This is a genomic window from Ornithinimicrobium pekingense DSM 21552 (assembly GCF_000421185.1).
Taxonomy (GTDB): domain Bacteria; phylum Actinomycetota; class Actinomycetes; order Actinomycetales; family Dermatophilaceae; genus Ornithinicoccus; species Ornithinicoccus pekingensis.
This window is the reverse complement of the sequence record NZ_ATWJ01000009.1, coordinates 85,664-105,885: the sequence shown is the minus strand read 5'-3', so window position 1 is coordinate 105,885 and position 20,222 is coordinate 85,664. Positions and strand designations below refer to the sequence as shown.

The 20,222-nt window shown below is 75.0% G+C and carries 20 protein-coding genes; 17 read left to right on the top strand and 3 right to left on the bottom strand.

Features of this window, described 5'->3' with window-relative positions:
* Positions 1-14: 14 nt before the first annotated feature.
* On the bottom strand, positions 15-1,289 hold the full coding sequence (locus K330_RS0108005; protein ID WP_022921314.1) for an amidohydrolase: 1,275 nt from the start codon (positions 1,287-1,289) through the stop codon (positions 15-17).
* 120 nt (positions 1,290-1,409) lie between these two features.
* Between K330_RS0108005 and K330_RS20040 the strand changes: the two genes are divergently transcribed.
* Positions 1,410-2,366 carry a PfkB family carbohydrate kinase gene (locus tag K330_RS20040; protein WP_229665786.1) on the top strand — a complete coding sequence of 319 codons (957 nt, stop codon included), beginning with the start codon at positions 1,410-1,412 and terminating at the stop codon, positions 2,364-2,366.
* 199 nt (positions 2,367-2,565) lie between these two features.
* A complete protein-coding gene (locus tag K330_RS0107995) occupies positions 2,566-2,844 on the top strand; it encodes a hypothetical protein (RefSeq protein WP_022921312.1) in 279 nt (92 codons plus the stop codon).
* Between the two features lie 6 nt (positions 2,845-2,850).
* Here the strand turns inward: K330_RS0107995 and K330_RS0107990 are convergent, their stop codons facing one another.
* Entirely contained in the window at positions 2,851-3,486 is a 636-nt protein-coding gene (locus tag K330_RS0107990; RefSeq protein WP_022921311.1) for a nitroreductase family protein, read from the bottom strand.
* A gap of 220 nt (positions 3,487-3,706) precedes the next feature.
* On the opposite strand from K330_RS0107990, the gene K330_RS0107985 reads away from it, so the two are divergent.
* The 7 genes from K330_RS0107985 to K330_RS23640 all read left to right on the top strand — a co-directional run bounded on the left by K330_RS0107985 (position 3,707) and on the right by K330_RS23640 (position 11,571).
* On the top strand, positions 3,707-4,186 hold the full coding sequence (locus tag K330_RS0107985; RefSeq protein ID WP_022921310.1) for an RNA polymerase sigma factor: 480 nt from the start codon (positions 3,707-3,709) through the stop codon (positions 4,184-4,186).
* A complete protein-coding gene (locus K330_RS0107980) occupies positions 4,183-5,691 on the top strand; it encodes a beta propeller repeat protein (RefSeq protein WP_022921309.1) in 1,509 nt (502 codons plus the stop codon). Before K330_RS0107985 ends, K330_RS0107980 begins: the two co-directional genes overlap by 4 nt.
* 72 nt (positions 5,692-5,763) lie before the next feature.
* Complete coding sequence (locus K330_RS0107975; protein ID WP_022921308.1) at positions 5,764-8,427, top strand: bifunctional acetate--CoA ligase family protein/GNAT family N-acetyltransferase; 2,664 nt, start codon at positions 5,764-5,766, stop codon at positions 8,425-8,427.
* Positions 8,428-8,453: 26 nt separating this feature from the next.
* Positions 8,454-9,032 (top strand): DUF5998 family protein, encoded by a 579-nt coding sequence (locus K330_RS0107970; protein WP_022921307.1) that lies wholly within the window; start codon positions 8,454-8,456, stop codon positions 9,030-9,032.
* A 2-nt stretch (positions 9,033-9,034) separates the two neighbouring features.
* Positions 9,035-10,231: an alkaline phosphatase family protein gene (locus tag K330_RS20035; protein WP_022921306.1), complete on the top strand. Its 1,197-nt coding sequence runs from the start codon at positions 9,035-9,037 to the stop codon at positions 10,229-10,231.
* Positions 10,232-10,285: 54 nt separating this feature from the next.
* A complete protein-coding gene (locus K330_RS0107960; RefSeq protein WP_022921305.1) occupies positions 10,286-10,984 on the top strand; it encodes a thymidine kinase in 699 nt (232 codons plus the stop codon).
* A gap of 41 nt (positions 10,985-11,025) precedes the next feature.
* Positions 11,026-11,571 carry a hypothetical protein gene (locus K330_RS23640; RefSeq protein ID WP_022921304.1) on the top strand — a complete coding sequence of 182 codons (546 nt, stop codon included), beginning with the start codon at positions 11,026-11,028 and terminating at the stop codon, positions 11,569-11,571.
* 21 nt (positions 11,572-11,592) lie between these two features.
* Here K330_RS23640 and sepH read toward each other — a convergent pair whose 3' ends face one another.
* A complete protein-coding gene (sepH, locus tag K330_RS22610) occupies positions 11,593-13,056 on the bottom strand; it encodes a septation protein SepH (RefSeq protein WP_156875739.1) in 1,464 nt (487 codons plus the stop codon).
* Between the two features lie 86 nt (positions 13,057-13,142).
* On the opposite strand from sepH, the gene K330_RS0107945 reads away from it, so the two are divergent.
* The 8 genes from K330_RS0107945 (at position 13,143) to K330_RS0107910 (ending at position 20,198) form a co-directional block, all read left to right on the top strand.
* Complete coding sequence (locus K330_RS0107945; RefSeq protein ID WP_029202455.1) at positions 13,143-13,814, top strand: trimeric intracellular cation channel family protein; 672 nt, start codon at positions 13,143-13,145, stop codon at positions 13,812-13,814.
* Entirely contained in the window at positions 13,811-15,082 is a 1,272-nt protein-coding gene (locus K330_RS0107940; protein ID WP_373288741.1) for a ferrochelatase, read from the top strand. Before K330_RS0107945 ends, K330_RS0107940 begins: the two co-directional genes overlap by 4 nt.
* 80 nt (positions 15,083-15,162) lie before the next feature.
* Positions 15,163-16,152, top strand: a complete 990-nt coding sequence (locus K330_RS0107935; RefSeq protein WP_022921301.1) for an inositol monophosphatase family protein — start codon at positions 15,163-15,165, stop codon at positions 16,150-16,152.
* Between the two features lie 179 nt (positions 16,153-16,331).
* The gene (locus K330_RS0107930; RefSeq protein ID WP_022921300.1) at positions 16,332-16,631 is read left to right on the top strand and encodes a DUF4193 domain-containing protein; all 300 of its coding nucleotides are present in this window, start codon (positions 16,332-16,334) and stop codon (positions 16,629-16,631) included.
* A gap of 88 nt (positions 16,632-16,719) precedes the next feature.
* A complete protein-coding gene (dut, locus tag K330_RS0107925; protein ID WP_029202452.1) occupies positions 16,720-17,220 on the top strand; it encodes a dUTP diphosphatase in 501 nt (166 codons plus the stop codon).
* Between the two features lie 7 nt (positions 17,221-17,227).
* Positions 17,228-18,100, top strand: coding sequence for a DUF3710 domain-containing protein (locus tag K330_RS22605; RefSeq protein WP_022921298.1), 873 nt, complete (start codon positions 17,228-17,230; stop codon positions 18,098-18,100).
* On the top strand, positions 18,097-18,858 hold the full coding sequence (locus K330_RS20020) for a DUF3159 domain-containing protein (RefSeq protein ID WP_022921297.1): 762 nt from the start codon (positions 18,097-18,099) through the stop codon (positions 18,856-18,858). Before K330_RS22605 ends, K330_RS20020 begins: the two co-directional genes overlap by 4 nt.
* Complete coding sequence (locus K330_RS0107910; protein ID WP_022921296.1) at positions 18,855-20,198, top strand: class I SAM-dependent RNA methyltransferase; 1,344 nt, start codon at positions 18,855-18,857, stop codon at positions 20,196-20,198. The genes K330_RS20020 and K330_RS0107910 overlap by 4 nt, the downstream gene beginning before the upstream one ends.
* The last annotated feature ends 24 nt before the right edge of the window (positions 20,199-20,222 follow it).

Sequence of the window (20,222 nt, the reverse complement as noted above, 5' to 3'; positions counted from 1 at the left end):
GTCCGGGTGCCCGCTCAGCGCCCGAGCCACTCCATCGCGGCGGCGACCATCGCGCGCACCCCGGTGTCGAGCACCGGCTGGAGCACCGGGGCGAAGTGGGCGGAGTGGTTGGAGGGCAGGTCGTCGACCGTGCCGGCGGCCTCCGCTGCCGCCCACTCCTGGGCGTCGAAGGCACCGAAACCCCAGTAGGTGTAGGGCACGCCCCAGGCGTCGGGCAGGACGGAGAAGTCCTCCGAGCCGCTCTCGGGCTCGAAGACCCGGACCTGCTCGGCACCCAGCTCGGCGGACAGCGCCGCGCGCACGCGGTCGGTGACGGCCGGGTCGTTGTCGGTGACCGGCAGGTGGTCGTAGGTCTCCATCTCCGGCTCGGGTGCGCCCCAGGCCGCGGCCTCCGCCCGGGCCGTGCGCTCGATGGCGGCCAGGCAGGTGGCGGCCACCTCCGCGTCGTAGGTGCGCACCGTGCCCTCCAGCACCGCTGTCGCCGGGATGATGTTGGTCTTCGTCCCCGCGTTGATGCGGCCGACGGTGACGACGGCCGTCGACGTCGGCGCGACCTGGCGGGAGACGATCGTCTGCAGGCGCAGGACCAGTGACGCGGCCATCACCACCGGGTCGATGGTCTGGTGCGGCGCGGACCCGTGCCCACCGCGCCCGTGCAGGGTGATGCGGAAGTCGTCGCAGCTGGCCATGATGGGTCCGGCGGCCACCTGGACCGACCCCGCGGGCCCGGGGAGCACGTGCTGCCCGAGCGCGACGTCCGGGCGCGGCAGGCGGTCGACCAGCCCGTCCTCGACCATGGCCTCGGCGCCGTTGTACTGCTCCTCGGCCGGCTGGAACACCGCCACGACCGTCCCCGACCAGGCCTCGCGCCGCTCGAGCAGGAGGCGCAGCGCGGCGAGCAGGGTGGCGACGTGGGTGTCGTGCCCGCAGGCGTGCATCACCGGGACCGACTCGCCCTGGCGGTTCTGCGCCCACACGGTGGAGGCGTAGTCCAGCCCGGTGTCCTCGGCCACGGGCAGGCCGTCCATGTCCGCCCGCAGCAGCACTGTCGGGCCGTCGCCGTTGCGGGCCACCACGCCCACGCCGGTGCCGCCGATGCCCGGGACGACCTCGAGCTCCTCGCCGCCGGCCATGCCCTGCACCTCGCTGACCACGCGGGCGGCCGTCCCGTGCTCGTCCATGGACAGTTCGGGGTGGGCGTGCAGGTGGCGGTAGAGGTCCTCCAGCCACGGGCGGGCGGCGTCGAGACCGGACAGCACGGCGGCGGTGGAGGCGGTGGGCGTGGGCATGGGCTGGTGCTCCTTCGTGGGCTGCAGGTGGCGACGGCGAGCCACCTGCGCCGAGGCTACGACAGGTGTTGGCCTCCTCGGAGGGGGTGGTCCGGCGGAGGTCGTGGCAAGGTATGCCGTGTGAGCTCGAGGGTGATCCACACCGGTCAGGCGCTGGTCGACGTCGTGCTGGAGGTCCCGGACCTGCCGCTGCGCGGCAGCAACGTCAACGCCGCCAGCTACACGCGCTACGCCGGGGGTGCGGTCAGCACGCTCGTCGCCGCGGCGCGCACGGGCGCACGGGCGGTCCACGCCGGGGCGGTGGGCACAGGCCCCAACGGCGACCTCCTGCGGGCCGCGATGGAGCAGGAGCGCATCGAGCTGGTGTCACCGGCCGTCCCGCACCGGGACACCGGCATCTGCGTGGTCATGGTCGAGCCGACCGCCGAGCGCACCTTCGTCACCACCTACGGCGCCGAACGGGACATCACCGCGCAGTCGCTGGCCACCAGCGCGCCGGCCGGCGGCGACCTGGTGTGCGTCACCGGATACAGCCTCTACGAGCCGACCCGCGACCCCCTGCTGGAGTGGGTCGAGAGCCTGCCGGCGGAGGTGTCCGTCGTCCTGGACCCGGGGGCGGCCCTCGCCGACCTGCCGCGGGAGCTGGGCGTGCGGATGCTCGCGGTCACGGACGTGTGGACCTCCAACGCCCAGGAGGCGCGGGAGCTGACCGGCGTCGGCGACCCCTTCACCGCCTGCGAGGCGGTGGCCGAGCACCTGCCCGCCGGTGCCGTCGTCGTGGTCCGTGACGGCCCCGAGGGCTGCTTCGTGCGGGTCGGCGGCGAGACGGCCTACGTGCGCGGCTACCCGCAGGTGCCCGTGGACACCAACGGCGCCGGGGACGCGCACACCGGTGTCCTCCTCGCGGAACGGGCGCTGGGCACCTCCTGGCTGGAGGCGGCCCGCCGGGCCAACGCCGCGGGCGCCGTCAAGGTGACCCGCAGGGGCCCGTCGACGGCACCCACGAGGGCCGAGGTCGACGACTTCCTGGCCACGCGGCAGGACGTGCAGCCGGCCCCCGCCGCACGGGCGCTCTGAGGGTCCCCGACCACCACCCCTGTGACCCTTGCCAGCACCCGCCGGCCGGAGGAGAGTGGGCGCGAGGGTTTCGCGACCCCGGTGACGTCACGATCTGGTCACGATGGGCGGGAGCGTGCAACCTTTCGTCGCCTCCGCGACGTGTAGGTGTCAAGGGCGGAGCACCGGGGCTCACGCCACGAGCAGACAGGGGACCGAGATGACCGCACACGCCCACCGGGCGCCCTTCCGCCCGCTCGACAGGCAGCTGCGTCGCAGCCGCCGGCTCGAGCGCACCGCCGCAGCCAGCCCGGTCGACCACGCGCCGGAGGTCCTCCTCGCACTCGCCGCCGTCCTGGTGGTCCTGGCGGGGCCGGTGGCGCGCTCGTTCGCGCCGCACACCGGCTGGGTGGCGGCCGCCAGCGCGCTGCTGCTGGCGGCCGGGGTCGTGCTCGCCGTGGTGGCCACGCGGCACCTGCTGCGCGGCCCCGCCGACTGACCCCGGTCAGGCCCCGGTCTCCCAGGGGACGCCGAACCTGCCCCGGTGGGCCACCTCGCGCACCGGGCGCCGACCACGCCGCAGCGAGGGTGAGCGGCGGTCGGGCGCGGCATACCCCATCGCGACCACCCCGACGATGCGTCGCCCCTCCGGTATGCCGTAGGCGCGCCGCACGACGGGGTGCCGCGCCGGCGGCACCCCGAAGAACAGCGCGCCCAGGCCCTCGTCGACGGCGGTGAGCAGCATGAGCATCGCCGCCATCCCCGTGTCGACGTCCCAGTAGGGGACCGGCCAGCGGGCCTCGTCCCGGTCGCCCCAGCCCTTGTCCGGCTCGGCGTAGCGGTCCAGGTAGGCGTCCCGGTCGGACAGGCACAGGACCAGGCACGGTGCCGTCGAGACCCCGCGCAGCCAGGGGTCCGGCACCGCGTCGGGCCCGGCGTCCGGGTCCGCGGTCGTGTCCCAGAAGCGCGCCCGCTCCTGCGCCGAGGTGAGCACGACGAAGTCCCACCCCTGGGAGAACCCGGCGCTGGGCGCCCGCACCGCGTGGTCCAGGACCCGGTCCAGCACCTCCGGCGGCACCTGCCGTGCCGGGTCGTAGGCGCGCACCATCCGGCGCGAGCGGATCACCTGACGCAGCTCCATACGCGCATGGTGGCACGCGTGTCTGCCCCGTCGCGGCCCCGTGCGTTGTGGCAGGCTCGGACGTCGCCACGCCAGGGCCGCGACGACGACGTCCGGCCCGGGGGAGAGACCGGAGCAGATGACGTCCAACCAGACACGCCCCAGCGGCGTCTCAGCTGATGTGACAGCACCGACCACGCGCAGACGCCCCCCGGGGGACCGGTCCCGCGACGCCGACCCGGTGGAGCAGACCGTCCACGAGGTCTACCTCGCGCACTTCGGCGCACTGGCCGGATGGGCGACCCACCTGGTCGGCGACCCCGACCTGGGGCACGACATGGCCACCGACGCGTTCGTGCGCCTGCTCGCCCACTGGGAGCGGGTCGAGCAGCCTCGGCCCTGGCTCTACACCACCGTCGCCAACCTGGTGAAGGACCACTGGCGCAAGCGCGGGCGGGAGCGTGCCGCATACCAGCGGGAGGCCTCCGGCGTGGACCCGGACGGCGCGGCGCCCTCGCACGACCTGGCCCAGCGGGTGTCGGTGCGCGACGCCGTCGAGTCGCTGCCCGAACGGCTGCGCGCGGCCGTCCTGCTGCACTACTTCGGCGACCTGACCGTGGCCCAGGTCGCCCGCTCCCTCGGCAAGGCCGAGGGCACCGTCAAGTCCGACCTGTTCGAGGCGCGGGCACGGCTCGCGCGCACCCTGGAGAGTGCCCGATGAACGACCGCAACCCCCAGCGCCCACCCGGCGACGAGCACGACCGCGTCGTCGAGGACTTCTTCGCCGCCCACCGCAGCCGGATCGTGGACCAGGGCTCCGACGAGGACACCTGGCAGGTGATCCGGGAGCGTGCCGGGCGCGGCCCGCGCCGCTCCAGGGGTATGTGGTTCCTCGCCGGAGCGGTCGCCGCGTCCGCGGTGGGCGTGGCGGTGCTCGCCGGTCAGGGTCTCGGTGGGCCCGTGGCCGGGCCGGCCGCCACGGGCGGTGACGACCGGGCGCCGGTGACGGCGACCGCGCCGGGACCGTCGGAGGCGACCGCCACCGACCGGAGCGGGCCGGTCGAGGCCGCGCCGACCCGGACCGCTGACGGCGCGACGTCGACCGCGCAGCCGACGCCCCGGGCCTCCTCCGAGGTGACGTCCGCCCCGGTGACGGGGGCCTCCGCCGGGCCGCTCGTGCTGCCCGCGCCCGACCCGGCAGCCCAGGTCCTGCTGGTGGCGGAGCCCAGCGGCGAGGAGAGCGACCTGCGCGTCGCCCAGCTCACCTACGACTGCGCCGCCGCGGCGATGGAGTGGGACTGCCCCGGCCTGGCGGTCAGCGAGGACGCGGGCCGGACCTGGACGGCACGGGTGGACATGTTCGAGGCCGGTTACTACTGGTCGGCCGCCTCCCGCGACCGTGCCTGGATGTGGGGCCCGGGCGAGGACGCCGCCCAGGACCGACCGGGGGTTCCCGACCCCAGCGGCGGCCTGGTCCGCTCCGACGACGCGGGGCGCACGTGGACCCCGGTCCCCACCCGGGGGGTACCGATGGCGGTCCAGGCCTTCCGGTCCACGCTCGTGGTGGTGACCGAGGGCTGCGAGGGCGGGGCCGCGGGCGGTTGCGCCGAGGTCGTCGTCACGGACGTGGACACCGACGACGCCACCACCGGGCGGCGCCTGGTGAAGTTGCCCGACCTGCCCACCCCGCGCTACGCCCCGCCGGGCCTCCTGGGGGCCGAGCTGGCTGCCACCTACGACGCGGTCTACGTCACCTACGCCGGCACGACGTACCGGATCGCCGACGGTGAGGAGACGGCCACCGTGGTCCGGCGCCCCGCGGAGGAGTGCGAGCTGGGGACCGCTCCCGAGAGCCAGGACACCCTGGTGCACTGGTGCCACGGCTCCGACGCCGTGCAGCTGTCGCACGACGGTGGTGCCACCTGGGAGGAGGTCGCCGGTCCCGGCGGCACCACCCGCCGCGTGGCCAGCAACGACGGCCGGCGGCTGGCCCTGGCCACGGACGACACGCTCTGGGTCGGCGGCGCCGAGGGCTGGGAGGCCGTGCTGCCCTGGTCACCCGGCCGTACCCTGCTGGACGCCCACGGCGGCAGCTCCATGAGCTTCGGCGGCGCCTACCGCTACGACCCGCAGGGAGCGCACCGCTCCTCCCAGCGGTGGGTCACCGACGACGACTGGCAGACCTGGACCGAGCTGCCGGGCATCGAGGTCGGCGCCGGAGGCTGAACGCGTCGGCCGCTCCGCCGCGGACCCGGGGCGTCACCACCCCCGCACCCTCCCACCTGCCATAGTTGGCCCATGACCGAGCAGGACGGACTGCCCCCCGGTTACCCCCAGGAGTGGGAGGCCGACGTCGTGCTGGCCGACGGCATGGTCGCGCACGTGCGCCCGATCCGCCCGGACGACGCCGAGCTCATCCACGAGTTCCACGCCGGGCAGTCCGAGGAGTCCATCTACCTGCGGTTCTTCGCCCCCATCAAGCGTCTCTCGGACAAGGACGTCCACCGTTTCACCCACGTCGACTACGTCGACCGGGTCGCGCTCGTCATGACGATCCGCGACAAGATCGCCGGCATCGGACGCTACGACCGCATCGAGCGCGGCGGCCAGGTCGCCGAGGTCGCGTTCAACGTCTCCGACCACCACCAGGGCCGTGGCATCGGCTCGGTCCTGCTGGAGCACCTGGCCGACATCGGGCGGGAGGCAGGGGTGCGCCGCTTCGTCGCCGACGTGCTGCCGCAGAACCGCAAGATGATCGGCGTCTTCCGCGACGCCGGCTACGACGCCTCCCACGAGTTCGACGACGGGGTCATCGCGGTGTCCTTCGACATCGAGCCCACGGACGCCTCCCGGGCGGTGCGCATGTCGCGGGAGCACCGCTCCGAGGCCCGCTCCGTGCGGCAGGTGCTGCACCCCGCCTCGGTCGCGGTCATCGGGGCGAGCCGGCGCAGCGACACCGTGGGGCGGGCCTTCCTGGAGCACATCGTCGCCGGGGGCTACACCGGTGCCCTGTACGCGGTGAACAACCGGGCGGAGCCGGGCACCGACATCGGTGGGCTGCCCTCCCACCGGACCGTCTGCGACATCGAGGGCGGGGTCGCGCTGGCCGTCATCGCGGTGCCGGCCACGGACGTCCTCGGGATCGTCGACGAGTGCGCCGACGCGGGCGTCAAGGCGCTGGTCGTCGCCTCCGAGGGCTTCGCCGAGGCAGGCCCGGAGGGGGAGCAGCTGCAGCAGGGTCTGCTCGCCCGGGCGCGCAGCTACGGCATGCGGGTGCTGGGGCCCAACAGCTTCGGGCTGATCAACAACGACCCGGAGGTGGCGCTGGACGCCTCCCTCGCCGCTCCCGAGCACCTGCCGCCGCACGGGCGGCTGGGGCTCTTCGCCCAGTCCGGGGCGCTGGGGGTGGCGGTGCTCGCCTCGGCCCAGCGTCGCCGGCTGGGCATCTCCACCTTCGCCTCGGCCGGCAACCGTGTCGACATCTCCGGCAACGACCTCATGCAGTACTGGCTCGACGACGACGCCACCAGCGCCGTCGGGCTCTACCTGGAGTCGATGGGCAACCCCCGCAAGTTCTCCCGCATCGCCCGCAAGCTCTCCTCGGTCAAGCCGGTCATCGTCGTCAAGTCGGGCGTGGGCAAGTTCGGCACGCCGCGGGGGCACCGGGTGCGGGCCACGCACGAGCGGCCCGAGGCCTTCGCCCAGATGCTCAAGCAGGCCGGAGTGATCCGGGTCGAGAACACCCATCAGCTCTTCGACGTCGCCCAGCTGGTCGTCAACCAGCCGCTGCCCGGAGGGCGCCGCGTGGGTGTGGTGACGAACAGCGACGCGCTGGGCTCCCTCGCCGCCGACGCCGCCCTGTCGTGGGGCATGGAGGTGGTGCACGGTCCGGTCAGCGTCAACGCCGAGGCCCGGGTCGAGGAGTTCCGCAGGGTCGTCGAGGAGGCCCTGGCCCGCGACGACGTGGACTCCCTCGTCGCCTGCTTCATCCCGCCGGTGGCCTCGATCGACCCCGAGGTGGTCGAGGCGGTGGGCGCGGCGGTGGCCGGCCGGGGCAAGCCCTGCGTCGCCAACTTCCTCGGCATGCGGGGCGTCAGCCCGGGCGGGGCGGTGCCCACCTACGCCACACCGGAGGACGCCGTGCGGGCGCTGGCGTCGGCGACCCGGTATGCCGACTGGCTGCGCAGCGACCGCGGCACGCGGGTGCGCCCGGACCGGATCAACCGGCGCACGGTGCACGAGCTGGTGGCCACCGTGCTGCAGCGCTCGCCCCGTGGTGAGGCGCTGCCGCAGGAGGAGACCACCGCCCTGCTGGCCGCCTACGGCATCGAGGTGTGGTCCTCGGTCCCGGTGCACTCCGACGAGGAGGCCGTCGAGGTCTACCGGCAGATGAAGGGCACGGTCGTGCTCAAGGCGACCTCCCCCCTGCTGCAGCACCAGCCGGGTCAGGGCTGGATCCGCACCGGGCTGCGCCACCCCAAGGCCGTCGGCGCCGCATACCGTGACCTCAGGGCGCTCATGGAGCCGGTGGGTGCCGAGGGCATCGCGGTGCAGCGGATGGCCGCGCCCGGCGGGGTGGCGGTCGAGGTCCACAGCACCGAGGACGCGCTCTTCGGCCCGGTCGTCGGCTTCGGTGTCGCCGGGGTGCCGATCGACCTGCTCGGCGACATGTCGAGCCGGTTCCCGCCGCTCACCGACGTCGACATCGTCGACATGGTCACCTCGATCAGGGCCGCGCCGATGCTGGACGGCTACCGGGGGGCGATGCCGGTGGACCACGGCGCCCTCTACGACCTCATCGCCCGGGTCTCCGTGCTGGCCGACGACCACCCCGAGATCGCCTCCCTCCGGCTCAACCCGGTCATGGCCCACCAGGACGGGGTCGACGTGCTGGGGGCCTCGGTCCAGATCGCCCCGGCGCCCACCCGCACCGACGCCGAGCGGCGGGCGATGCTGTCGTGACGCGGTCAGGTGGCACGATGGGCCGTATGGTCCGTCGACTGAGGTCCCCCCTGCCCGACTCCCTCGTGGCCGACATCGAGCACGCCGGCTACCTGCCGGCCGTCGTCCACGACGTGGTGGTCACCGCGGTGGGGCGCGACCAGGTCGTCGCCCACCTCGTCCACGCCGAGACGACGTTCGACGAGCAGGCGGTCCGCAACCACCTGACGGTGCTCGTCCTCACCGACCGGCGGCTGGTCATCGCCCACGCCGACGACCACGAGGGCCCGGAGCGGCAGCGGATGGCGACCGCGACGAGCGAGACGGTCCCGTTGCGCCAGGTGCGGGGGGTCATGCTCACGCACGTCGTCGCCGACCCGGAGACCTATGACGGCAGCCTCGAGGGCCGGGCCGTCACGCTGACGCTGGGCTGGGGCGCGGTCGCGCGCGTCGACCTGGTCCCGGCGATGTGCGAGGACCCCCAGTGCGAGGGCGACCACGGTTACGAGGGCACGGTGGCCGGGGACGACATCTCGCTGCGGGTCTCGGCCGACGCCGACGGCGTGGAGCAGCTGGAGCGGGCGCTCACCTTCTCCCAGGAGCTGTCCGCCCGCCTCGGACGCTGAGCGTGCACGCCGGACCCGGGCCCACCGGCGCGCCCACGTCGGCGCAGGTCGCCCGAGCCGCGGCGCTCTACCAGCCGCCCGGCCCCGGGGAGGGGCTGGCCTCCGTCCTGCCCGCCGCCTTCGTCGCGCTGGGGGCCGGGCTGCCCCCCGACATCCCGGAGCCGACGTGGTCGCTGCCCGCCACCCGGCGCGTCGTGGTCGTCCTCGTCGACGGGCTCGGCGCCCGGCAGCTGGAGCGCCGCACCGGCCACGCGCCGTTCCTGCGCACGATGACCTCGCCGGTGCCCGTGGCCCACTGCGGGTTCCCGTCCACCACCGCCACGAGCCTGACGAGCCTGGGGACCGGCCGCCGGGCGGGTGACCACGGCATCATCGGGTGGCAGACCGCGCTGCGCGGCGAGCGGCTCTTCAACCACCTGGGGTGGCGGGACGGGCCCGACCCGCACAGCCACCAGCCGCTGCGCACGCTGCTGCAGGAGGCGGGCCGGCGCAACGTCACCGCCACCACGGTCTCCCGCGCCATGTTCGAGACCTCCGGCTTCACCCGCGCCGCCCAGCGCGGCGGTGCCTACCTGCCGGCCGACACCGTCGAGGAGCGGACCGACGGCGTGCTGCACGCCCTCGGTCAGGCCGGACGCCGGGGACGGGCCCTCGTCTACGCCTACTGGGACGAGGTCGACAAGGCCGGTCATGTCCACGGCCCGGACACCCTGGAGTGGGGCGAGGCGGTCGAGGCGGTCGACGCCTTCGTCGCCGGTCTCGCCGAACGGGTGCCTGAGGGCACCGTGGTGGTCGTCACCTCCGACCACGGCATGGTCGAGGCGCCGGTCCTCCAGCGGCGCGACCTGGCCGTCGACGAGGTGCTGGAGGCGGGCGTGCGGCTGCTGGCGGGCGAGCCCCGGGCGCCGCAGGCCTGGTGCGAGCGGGGTGCCATCGACGACGTGGTCGCCACGTGGCGCGAGGAGCTGGGGGAGGGCGCGCTCGTGCTGCGGCGCGAGGAGGCGATCGAGGCCGGGTGGTTCGGCCCCGTCCGCGAGGGTTACGCGCAGCGGATCGGCGAGGTCGTCGTCGCGATGCTTGGTCAGGGCACCGTGCTCGACTCCCGGTCGCTGCGCCCGGAGGTGCTGCGCCTCAAGGGCCACCACGGCAGCGTCACCGAGGCCGAGACCGCGATCCCGCTGCTGGTCCACCAGGTCTGAACGCGGGGGCGGACTGCCGGTCGGTCACGGCCGCCCGCCTCGTAGACTGCCCGGGTGGCTGAGCTCGTCTTCTTCACCGGGACCATGGACTGCGGGAAGTCGACCCTGGCGCTGCAGATGGACCACACCCACTCCACGCGCGGGCGGGCGGGGCTGCTGTTCACCAAGCACGACAGGTCGGGCGAGGCGGTGCTCTCCTCACGGCTGGGGCTGACGAAGTCCGCGCTGGAGGTCGGGGACGACCTGGACTTCTGGGACTTCGTCACGGCCCAGGTCACCACGGGGCGCAAGGTCGACTACCTCATCTGCGACGAGGCCCAGTTCTACACCCCCGACCAGGTCGAGCAGCTGGCCCGCCTGGTCGACGAGATGGGTGTCGACGTCTTCGCCTTCGGCATCACCGCCGACTTCCGCACCGAGCTGTTCCCCGGGTCGCGCCGCCTCATCGAGCTCGCCGACCGCACCCAGCAGCTGCAGGTGCAGGCGCTGTGCTGGTGCGGCAAGGCCGCGACCGTCAACGCGCGCGTGGTCGACGGCGTCATGGTGGTCGAGGGCGAGCAGGTCGTCGTCGGTGACGTCGCCGGGCCGGACGGGACGACGCCGCTGGTCGAGTACGAGATGCTCTGCCGGCGCCACTACATGCGCCGGATGAACGCCTCCGCCGCACGGGCCCAGGCGCTGTCGCCGGACGTGCTGCCCTTCGACCTCGACCTGTGCCCGGTGCCCAGCCCGCCGCGGTCCCCGGGCGGATGAGACAGTGGTGGCGATGAGCCAGAGGTATGAGGTGTGCGGGTGTGGCTGAGCAGGACCGACCGGGCGCGGGCAGGACCTCGACAGCCGACGCGCTGTCCCCGGGGGAGCCGGAGGAGCTGCTCTACGCCCTGGGGACGCGTCTCGCGCCGCACCGGGAGGCTGCCACGACCGCCCTGCGGGACGCTGAGCGGGAGGTGGCGCAGGCGCAGGAGCAGCTTGCCCGCGCGGAGCGCGCGGCGGCCGAGCGGGGCTACACCTCCGACCCGCTGCCCTTCATGCGTGACTCGGTGCGCGAGGAGGTCGAGGCGCTCGGCCGCAAGACGACGCCGAAGAAGGTGAGGACCTCCTACCGGTTCCTGCTGGACAGGGCGGTCGAGCTGGCCGCCGCCGAGGTGCAGGGGTTCCACGACGACCGGGCCGCCGAGCGCGAGCAGCACGAGTCCGGCGTGGACGCGTGCCGGGAGTCGCTGCGTCGGGCCACCGCCGCGCTGGAGGCCGCGCGGGCCATGCACGACCGGGTCCGGGAGGCGGAGGCGTCGGCCCGCCGCGGGCTCGACGAGATGGTCGCCAAGCTCAGGGAGGCGTGACCGACGAGGGCCGCCGCCGGCTCAACCGCGCCGGGAGCCGCCGCCGAACATGATGTCGTCCCAGCTGGGCACGCTCGGGCGACCCTTGCGCCGTCCCGCGCCCACGGGTTCGACGGCGACCTCCTCGTCCTGGCCCGCCTCGTCGGCGGTCCGCAGCGGCCGCACGTCGGCATCGTCGGTCTCCTCCGGGTCCACGGGGCCGTCCGGCACGTCTGCGTCCTGCGTGTCCGGCTCGGGGTCCTGGCCGCCCTCGGCCGTGGCGTCCTCCGCGTCGGCGGACCGTTCGTTCTCGTCCTCGTCCTCGTCCTCGACCTCGACGAGGTGCAGGCCCTGCTCCTCGGCGTCCTCGAGCTCGGCGTCGGCGTGCTCGAGCTCGGCGTCCTCGAGCTCGTCGTCGGCGCCGAAGAACTCCTCGAAGGTGACCTCGTCGGGGTCGTGGGTGCGGGCGTAGGCGGTCTCGGGAGCAGGGCCGTCGCCGTCCTCGCTCTCCTCGTCGGGGTCGCCCAGCACGGGCGGCAGCTTGGGCAGCCGCAGCCGACGCCGCTCCCGTCGTGAGGGCCGTGCGGGCGCGCCGTCCGCGGCGTCGGAGCCGGCCACGGGCAGCGACTCGGTCTCGTCCGCGTCGTCCTCGACCGGGGTCAGCGGAGCGGGGGCCTCGGGGGCAGATCCTCGCGGGTGCGCGGCGGGCGGATCGCCCATGGTGCTGGGGTCGTACTGCAGGTCCTCCAGGGGCAGGGGCTCGTTGTCGATCCCGGCCTCCTTGACCCGCTCCTCGACGCGGGTGGCGTCGGGCCGGCGGTGACGACGGCCGCGTGCCTGGCGGCGCTCGCGCATCGTGGCCATGAGGTCGGCTGTCTCGTCCTCGGCGTGGCTGGTGCCCAGGAGCGGATGCCCGGCGAGGCCGCCGGGCAGCGCCTGCTCGTCCTCGCTGAGCCAGCGGGCCTCGTCGTCGAGCGCCTCGATGGACCGGTCCTGCACGTCGTAGTGCCAGGTGGCCTGGCGCTCCCGACCACCGGCCACGAACGAGACCACCACGGTCCACGGTCCCTGGCCCCCGGTCCGGGCGGCGTCCCACCGGGTGTCCGACGGCGGCACGCCGCGGCTCTGCAGCCGCTCACGGGCCCGTCGCTCGAGGGTGTGCGAGCCGTCGGTGCGGCCCTGCGCCCGCACGTGCGCCGCCTTGGCCAGACCGACGACGTGCTCCCGCTCGGCCAGCACCGGGCCCTCGAAGCGGCGCACGCGCGCGATCTCCCAGCCCGTGGCGGTGGCCACCTCCTCGGCGGTCTGACCCGCCCGGATCATGGCCTGGACCTCCCGTGGCGTGGCGGTCGCGGACGGCGAGCCGTCGGCCGTCCCCGCCGGGCGGCGCGGGCGCATGGCGGCGCGCAGCCGGTCGTCGACGGGCACGGCATACCGGGTCCCGTCCTGGGCCACGACCACCAGGCGGCCACCCTCGTCACGCTCGGCGAACTCAAGCTCCTGCATGGACACCCACTGTGCCACCCGGCAGGGTCCGCGCCGGGACGGCACGCCGCCCGCGCGGCAGGGCCGCGGGATACGCTGACAACGCCATGCTGACCGCCCACGCCGACCTGAGCCTCGCCCTGGACGTCATCGGCATCTTCGCCTTCGCGATCTCCGGCGGCCTCGTGGGCCTGCGCGCCCGGCTCGACCTGTTCGGCATCGCGGTGCTGTCCTGGGTGACCGGCCTCGGCGGCGGCATCATCCGTGACGTCTTCCTCGGCGACGTCCCGCCGCCGGGCATCTTCGAGCCGTGGTACCTCGGGACCGTCCTGGCCGCCGGGCTCGTCGTCGTGGTCGCCCACCCCTTCCTCGTCGACCTGCGCCGCCGCAGGCCGCAGCTGCGGCTGGGCGTCATCGGCCGCGCGGTCAAGTACCTCGACGCCGTCGGCCTGGCCGTCTTCGCGGTCTCGGGCTCGATGAAGGCCGTGCTGCTGGGTGCCCCGCCGCTCGCGTGCATCCTCGTCGGCGCGATCACCGCGGTCGGCGGCGGGGCGCTGCGCGACGTGCTCGTCGGGCAGGTGCCGGAGGTGCTGCGCCGCGAGGTGTATGCCGTGCCCGCCCTCCTGGGCGCGACCGTCGTCGTGGTCGCTGCGCAGCTGGAGGTGCTCTCCTTCGTCGTCATCTGGTCCGCCGTGCTGCTCGTCCTCGGCATCCGGGTCGCCGCCATCGTCCTCGACCTGCAGGTCCCCACCGCCCCACAGCAAGGAGCACGCCCGTGAACCACCCCACCGATGCCCAGCCCCCGGCCGAGCCGCGTCCCGAGGAGGTGCCCGTCGGCCCCGAGGGCACGACCTCGGCCGGCACCGCTGGGGTGCCGCCGGTCGACCCGGTGGCGCAGGCCCAGGACGAGGTCGTCGCCGAGCTCGAGGAGAGCCTGCAGCAGGAGGAGGACAGCCGCCTGTTCCCCTACCAGGCCGTGGTGCTCACCTCCTTCGGCGGCCCGGAGGGTCCGGAGGAGGTCATGCCCTTCCTGCGCCGGGTGACCGCCGGGCGTGGCATCCCCGACGAGCGGCTCGAGGAGGTGGCGGAGCACTACCTGCACTTCGGCGGCCGCAGCCCGATCAACGACCAGAACCGTGCCCTCATCGAGGCCCTGGGCCAGGAGATGCAGCGGCGCGGCCTGACGCTGCCGGTGCTCTTCGGCAACCGCAACTCCGAGCCGTTCCTCGACGACACCCTGCGCCAGGCGCACGAGGAGGGGATGACCCGGCTGCTGGCGGTCACCACCAGCGCCTACTCCTGCTACTCCTCCTGCCGCCAGTACCGGGAGGACATCGCCGCGGCCATCGACACCCTGGCGGCGGAGGGCCGCACGGTCAACGTGGACAAGGTCCGCCAGTACTGGAACCACCCCGGCTTCTCCCGCGCGAACGCCCGTCTGGTGACCGAGGCGGCCCGCTCCGTGATGGAGGGCGGCGGCATGCCGCACCTGGTGTTCGTCACCCACTCCCTGCCGGTCACCATGGACGACACCTCCGGGCCCGGCGACGACGAGGGCAACCTCTACTCCACCCAGCACCTGCAGCTGGCCGACGCCATCACCGGCGAGGTCGGGGCGACCCTCGGGGTGGAGCTCGAGCACGACCTGACCTACTGCTCCCGCTCCGGCCCGCCGAGCCAGCCGTGGCTCGAGCCGGACGTCAACGACCACCTGAGGGCCCTGGCCGCACGCGGCGTGCGGCACGTGGTGCTGGCGCCGATCGGCTTCGTCTCCGACCACATGGAGGTCGTCTTCGACCTCGACACGGAGGCGGTCGAGACCGCGCAGGAGGTCGGGATCGAGCTGTCGCGCGTGCCCACCGTGGGCACCGACGCCGAGTTCGTCTCCGGCCTTGTCGACCTCGTCCTGGAGCGGGCCGCCGAGGCCCGCGGCGAGATGGTGGCCCCGCCCTGCTGGCCCGGCGACGAGCCGCGCCCGTCGGTGTGCCGACCCGGGTGCTGCCCCAACCTGCGGGTGGCCAAGCCGGCCGCCTGCGGGACGGACTGAGCATGAGCGGCGACGACGTGCGTGAGGACACGAGCGAGGGACGAGCGAGGCCCGGAGCGCCAAGGAGCGCGCCAGAGGGCATGAGCGGCGACGACGTGCGTGAGGACACGAGCGAGGGACGAGCGAGGCCCGGAGCGCCAAGGAGCGCGAGAGGGGCCGGGAGCGTCGACCCGCTCCGGGTCCCGGAGGAGGACCGGGCCGCGCTCGAGCGCCTGGCGGTCGCCATGGCGCTGGAGGCCGGCCGGCTCATCGGCGCCGGGCGACCGGCGCGCATCGACGTGCACCGCACCAAGTCGACCGACCTCGACGTGGTCACCGTGATGGACGAGCGGGCCGAGGCGCTGCTGCGCGAGCGCATCGCCGCGGAGCGGCCCGACGACGCGGTCCTGGGCGAGGAGGGTGCCGGGGTCTCGCCGGGGACCACCGGCCTGACCTGGGTGCTGGACCCGATCGACGGCACCGTCAACTACCTCTACGGGCTCCCCGCGTATGCGGTGTCGGTGGCGGTCGTCGTCGGGGACCCCTCCCGGGCCGGTGCCTGGGCGCCGGTGGCCGGGGCCGTCGTCAACCCCTCGACCGGCGAGCTGTTCCACGCCCGGGCAGGGGGAGGCGCCTACCTGCGGCGCGTCGCCCACGACGGGACCCTGGAGCACCGGCCGCCCGAGCGGCTGGAGGTGACCGACGTCGACGACCTCGGCCAGGTGCTGCTCGCCACGGGTTTCTCCTACGACCGTGGACGCCGCGAGGGGCAGGCCGCCGTCACCGTCGACCTGCTGCCCCGGGTGCGCGACCTGCGCCGGATGGGCGCCGCCGCCCTCGACCTGTGTCACGTCGCGGCCGGGCGGGTGGACGCTTACTTCGAGTGGGGGACCCACCCGTGGGACTTCGCGGCGGGGGTGCTCGTCGTCACCGAGGCCGGCGGCGTGGTGTCGGGGCTGGCGGAGGGCAGCGCGCCCTCGCGCGCGATGGTGGTGGCCGCCGGGGCGTCCGCCCACGCCCTGGTCCGTGCCGAGCTGGCTCGCCTGGAGGCGGGCGACCCTGCGCTGACGGCGGCCGAGCTGCCGGGGTGACCCGCACCGAGGCGCCGCGCGCGACTCGCGGCGACCCGGTTCGCGCGGCACCTGCGGGATAGGGCACAATCCGGGCCGACACGCTCGTACGGGCGGTCTGCAGGGACCGGGCACAAATCCGGGCCCCCGTGCGTTCTGGACGGCTAGACGCACGATCCCGGTACCGATGGAGGATGAGGATGGCGACGGACTACGACGCCCCGCGCAAGACGGACGACGAGCTCAACGAGGATTCGATCGAGGAGCTGAAGGCCCGCCGCAACGACAAGTCGTCCGGCAGCGTCGACGTCGACGAGACCGAGCAGGCCGAGGGCTTCGAGCTGCCCGGCGCGGACCTGTCCAACGAGGAGCTGTCGGTGCACGTGCTGCCCAAGCAGCAGGACGAGTTCACCTGCTCGCGCTGCTTCCTGGTGCACCACCGCAGCCAGCTGGCCAAGGAGGTCGGCGGACTGCCGGTCTGCACCGAGTGTGCGGCCTGACCGGCGTCGTGACCGCCCCCCGGTCGTCGACCCCGGCGGCCCCGCGCGCCTCGGCCACCCCGGTGGCCGGGGCGTACCCTCGTTGACGATGCCTCCTGCCCAGCCCAGCACCACCGACACCGTCCACGTCGCCCTGAGGCGCCTGGACGGCGGGTTGCCGGTGCCGCGGCAGGCCCGCCCCGACGACGCCGGCGTGGACCTGCACGCCCGGGAGGACCGGACGCTCGCACCGGGGGAGCGTGCCCTGGTGCCGACCGGTGTGGCGATCGCGCTGCCGCCCGGGTATGCGGCCTTCGTCCACCCCCGCTCGGGGCTGGCCGCCCGGCACGGGGTGTCGATCGTCAACGCCCCGGGCACCGTGGACGCCGGCTACCGCGGCGAGATCCTGGTGAACCTGGTCAACACCGACGCCGCCGAGCCGTTCACCCTGCGCAGGGGCGACCGTATCGCCCAGCTCGTCGTGCAGCAGGTGGCCACGCCCGTCTTCGACGTCGTCGACGAGCTGCCCCCGTCCGAGCGGGGTGAGGGCGGGCACGGCCACAGCGGCACCGCAGCCCCGCACCCGCACCCGAACCGACCGAAGGACTGACCCGCCCGTGGCACTGTTTGGCCGTAAGAAGCGCGAGCCCCTCACGGAGGAGCCCGAGGACCTCGACGCCGTGCGCCCCGAGCCCGCCGAGGGCGAGCCCGGCGTCGACCGCGCCTGGGACCGGGCCGGTGACGGGCCCTACGACGTGGCCGAGTGGCCCGAGCTCGACGGCCGGATCGACCTGGGCGCGCTGCGGCTGCCGGCGGTGCCGGGCATGCAGATGCGGCTGGACCTGGAGCAGGGCAGCGGCCGGGTCGTCGGGGCCACCCTCGGCTTCGGCGCCTCTCAGGCGCAGCTGCAGGTGTTCGCCGCGCCCCGCACTCTGGGCCTGTGGGACGAGCTGCGTCCCGACATCGCCCGCGGCCTCGTCGAGGCCGGGGGCGCCGCCGAGGTCGTGCAGGGGGTGCTGGGCAAGGAGATCCGCGCCCGGATGCCCGGTCGTGCACCCGACGGCCGCGTGGCCTTCCAGCCGGCACGCTTTCTGGGCATCGACGGTCCCCGGTGGTTCCTGCGCGTGGTCGTCAACGGGCCGGCCGCCACCGACGACGCGCAGCTGCGGCCCATCCTCACCTTCCTGCGCGGCACGGTCGTGCGGCGCGGTGACGAGCCGCGCCCGCCCCGCGAGCTGCTCGAGCTGACCGCACCGGAGGGTGTGGTGGAGGCCGCGGCCAAGCAGGCGCAGGCCCGCCGGGAGGCGGCGCAGAAGGCCGCCGCCGAGCAGGGTGCGCGCCCGACCCAGGTGCTGCGCAGCGCCGACGCCACCGCTGTCAGCGGCGTCTCCCCGAGCGCGCCGACCGGCCCGCCGGCCGACGCCGGCCGGCATCGCCCCCCGGAGGTCCCGGACGCCCCCAAGGCGCCCAGCAACCCCGAGTTCACGTGAGCGCCGTGACGAACGCCGAGGTCACCGTCGAGCAGGTCATCCGGCGCCGCGTCAGCGACGCCCTGGGCGGGTGGTACGGCTCGCTCGAGACCGCCCTGCCGACGGTCGCGTTCGTCCTCACCTGGGTGCTCACCGACTCCGTCCGCACGGCCGTCCTCGCCTCGGGCGCGCTGCTCGTCGTGATGGCCGTGGTCCGCCGGTTCGTGGGCGGGTCCTGGCGGTTCCTCGGCTCGGCGCTGGTGGCCACGGCCGTCGCGGCGTTCTTCGCGCTGCGCTCCGGGCAGGCCGAGGACGCCTTCCTGCCGGGCATCATCACCAGCGCCCTCTACGGCGTGGCTGCCGTCGTCTCGATCCTCGGGCGCTGGCCGCTCGTGGGCTTTATCGTGGCCATCGGCGACCCCGACTACGCCGAGCGCCCCACGGCCTGGCGCCGGGACAAGGGCCTGGTGGCGGTCTGCAGCCGGCTGACCTGGGTGCTGGTGGCGTTGTTCGCCGTGCGGGTGGCCGTGATGCTGCCGCTCTACCTGGCCGGGGAGGTGGCCTGGCTGGGGGTGGCCAAGGTCGCGCTCGGCTGGCCGGCCTACCTGGTGGCGGTCGTCGTCATGGGGATGCTGCTGGCGACCGGGCGCACCGTGCAGACGGCCGACGGGTCCGACGACGTGACGGAGCGGATGCTCCAGGCGCACGTCCAGCACGAGCACGAGCACAAGGGGCCGCAGCGGCGCCCCGCCGAGCCCGGGGACGGGACCGGGGCGTGACCCTGCACCCGGCCGTGCCCGCGGTCGGCGACGTTCTGACCGTCGACGTCGGCGCGGTCGCCCACGGGGGGCACTGCGTCGCCCGCCGGGAGGAGGACGGCCTCGTCCTGTTCGTCCGGCACTGCCTGCCCGGGGAGCGGGTGCGCGCGCAGGTCACCGAGGTCGGCGGGGGCGGGCGCTTCGTGCGGGCCGACGCCGTCGAGGTGCTGACCGCCTCGGCGGCGCGGGTGCAGCCACCCTGCCCCTACGCCGGGCCGGGCCTGTGCGGCGGGTGCGACTGGCAGCACGTGGCGCTGGCCGAGCAGCGGACCCTCAAGGCCCAGGTCGTCCAGGAGCAGTTCCGGCGGCTCGCCGGGACGCAGCTCGAGGAGGTCGTGTGCGAGCCCGTCCCCGGTGATGCCGAGGGTCTGCGGTGGCGCACGCGCGTCGAGCTCGCCGTCGCCGCGGGCGGGGGCGGGCGCCTGCCGGGTCTGCGGGTGCACCGCTCCCACGAGGTCCTGCCCGTGCAGGACTGCCTCATCGCCGACGAGCGGGTCGTCGCTGCCGGTGTCCTCGGCGAGCCCGTCCCCGAGGGCGTCGTCGGCCTCGACGTGGTCGCGCCGGCGACGGGCGACCCGGTCGTCGTGCCGCTGGGGCCCCCGCAGCGCGCGGGGCGTGGACGGGACCGCAGGGGCAGACGGCGTCCGCGCGGCCCGGGGCAGCCGGGCAGGGACCACAGCCCCCGCGGCCGGTCTGGGCCGCCGGTGCCCGTCGGCCCGGTCCCGGAGGTCACCGAGCGGGTCGGTGAGCACGAGTTCACCCTGTCCGCCCGCGGCTTCTGGCAGGTGCACCCCGGTGCCGCGAGCACCTTCACCCAGCAGGTGCTGGCCTGGCTGGACCCGGGGCCGGGGGAGCGGGTGCTGGACCTCTACTCCGGTGTCGGCCTGTTCGCGGTCCCGCTCGCCGAACGTGTCGGTGTCACGGGGTCGGTGCTGGCGGTCGAGGCGGACCGGCAGGCGGCGGAGGCCGCCGCACGCCACCTCACGCCATACCCCTGGGCGCGGGCCGAGGCGGTGCCGACCGAGCGCGCCCTCGACCAGCTGGTGACGGCGGGGGAGACGGTCGACCTCGTGGTGCTTGACCCGCCCCGCACCGGCGCGGGGAGGACCGTCATGGAGGCGCTCGTGGCGCTGGGCCCCCGGGCCGTCGTCTACGTCGCCTGCGACCCCGCCGCGCTGGCCCGCGACGTCGGCATCGCGCGGGAGCACGGGCTGGAGCTCCACGGGCTGCGGGTGCTCGACGCCTTCCCGATGACGCATCACGTGGAGTGCCTCGCCCTGCTGCGGCCCGCCGACCGCTGAGCACGGCTGCGCCCGCGGTGGGCG

Coding starts and splice junctions, on each gene's coding strand:
- K330_RS0108005 (WP_022921314.1), bottom strand. CDS start 1,289: ATGCCCACGCCCACCGCCTCCACCGCCGCCGTGCTGTCCGGTCTCGAC.
- K330_RS0107995 (WP_022921312.1), top strand. CDS start 2,566: ATGACCGCACACGCCCACCGGGCGCCCTTCCGCCCGCTCGACAGGCAG.
- K330_RS0107990 (WP_022921311.1), bottom strand. CDS start 3,486: ATGGAGCTGCGTCAGGTGATCCGCTCGCGCCGGATGGTGCGCGCCTAC.
- K330_RS0107980 (WP_022921309.1), top strand. CDS start 4,183: ATGAACGACCGCAACCCCCAGCGCCCACCCGGCGACGAGCACGACCGC.
- K330_RS0107975 (WP_022921308.1), top strand. CDS start 5,764: ATGACCGAGCAGGACGGACTGCCCCCCGGTTACCCCCAGGAGTGGGAG.
- K330_RS0107970 (WP_022921307.1), top strand. CDS start 8,454: ATGGTCCGTCGACTGAGGTCCCCCCTGCCCGACTCCCTCGTGGCCGAC.
- sepH (WP_156875739.1), bottom strand. CDS start 13,056: ATGCAGGAGCTTGAGTTCGCCGAGCGTGACGAGGGTGGCCGCCTGGTG.
- K330_RS0107945 (WP_029202455.1), top strand. CDS start 13,143: ATGCTGACCGCCCACGCCGACCTGAGCCTCGCCCTGGACGTCATCGGC.
- K330_RS0107935 (WP_022921301.1), top strand. CDS start 15,163: ATGAGCGGCGACGACGTGCGTGAGGACACGAGCGAGGGACGAGCGAGG.
- K330_RS0107930 (WP_022921300.1), top strand. CDS start 16,332: ATGGCGACGGACTACGACGCCCCGCGCAAGACGGACGACGAGCTCAAC.
- dut (WP_029202452.1), top strand. CDS start 16,720: ATGCCTCCTGCCCAGCCCAGCACCACCGACACCGTCCACGTCGCCCTG.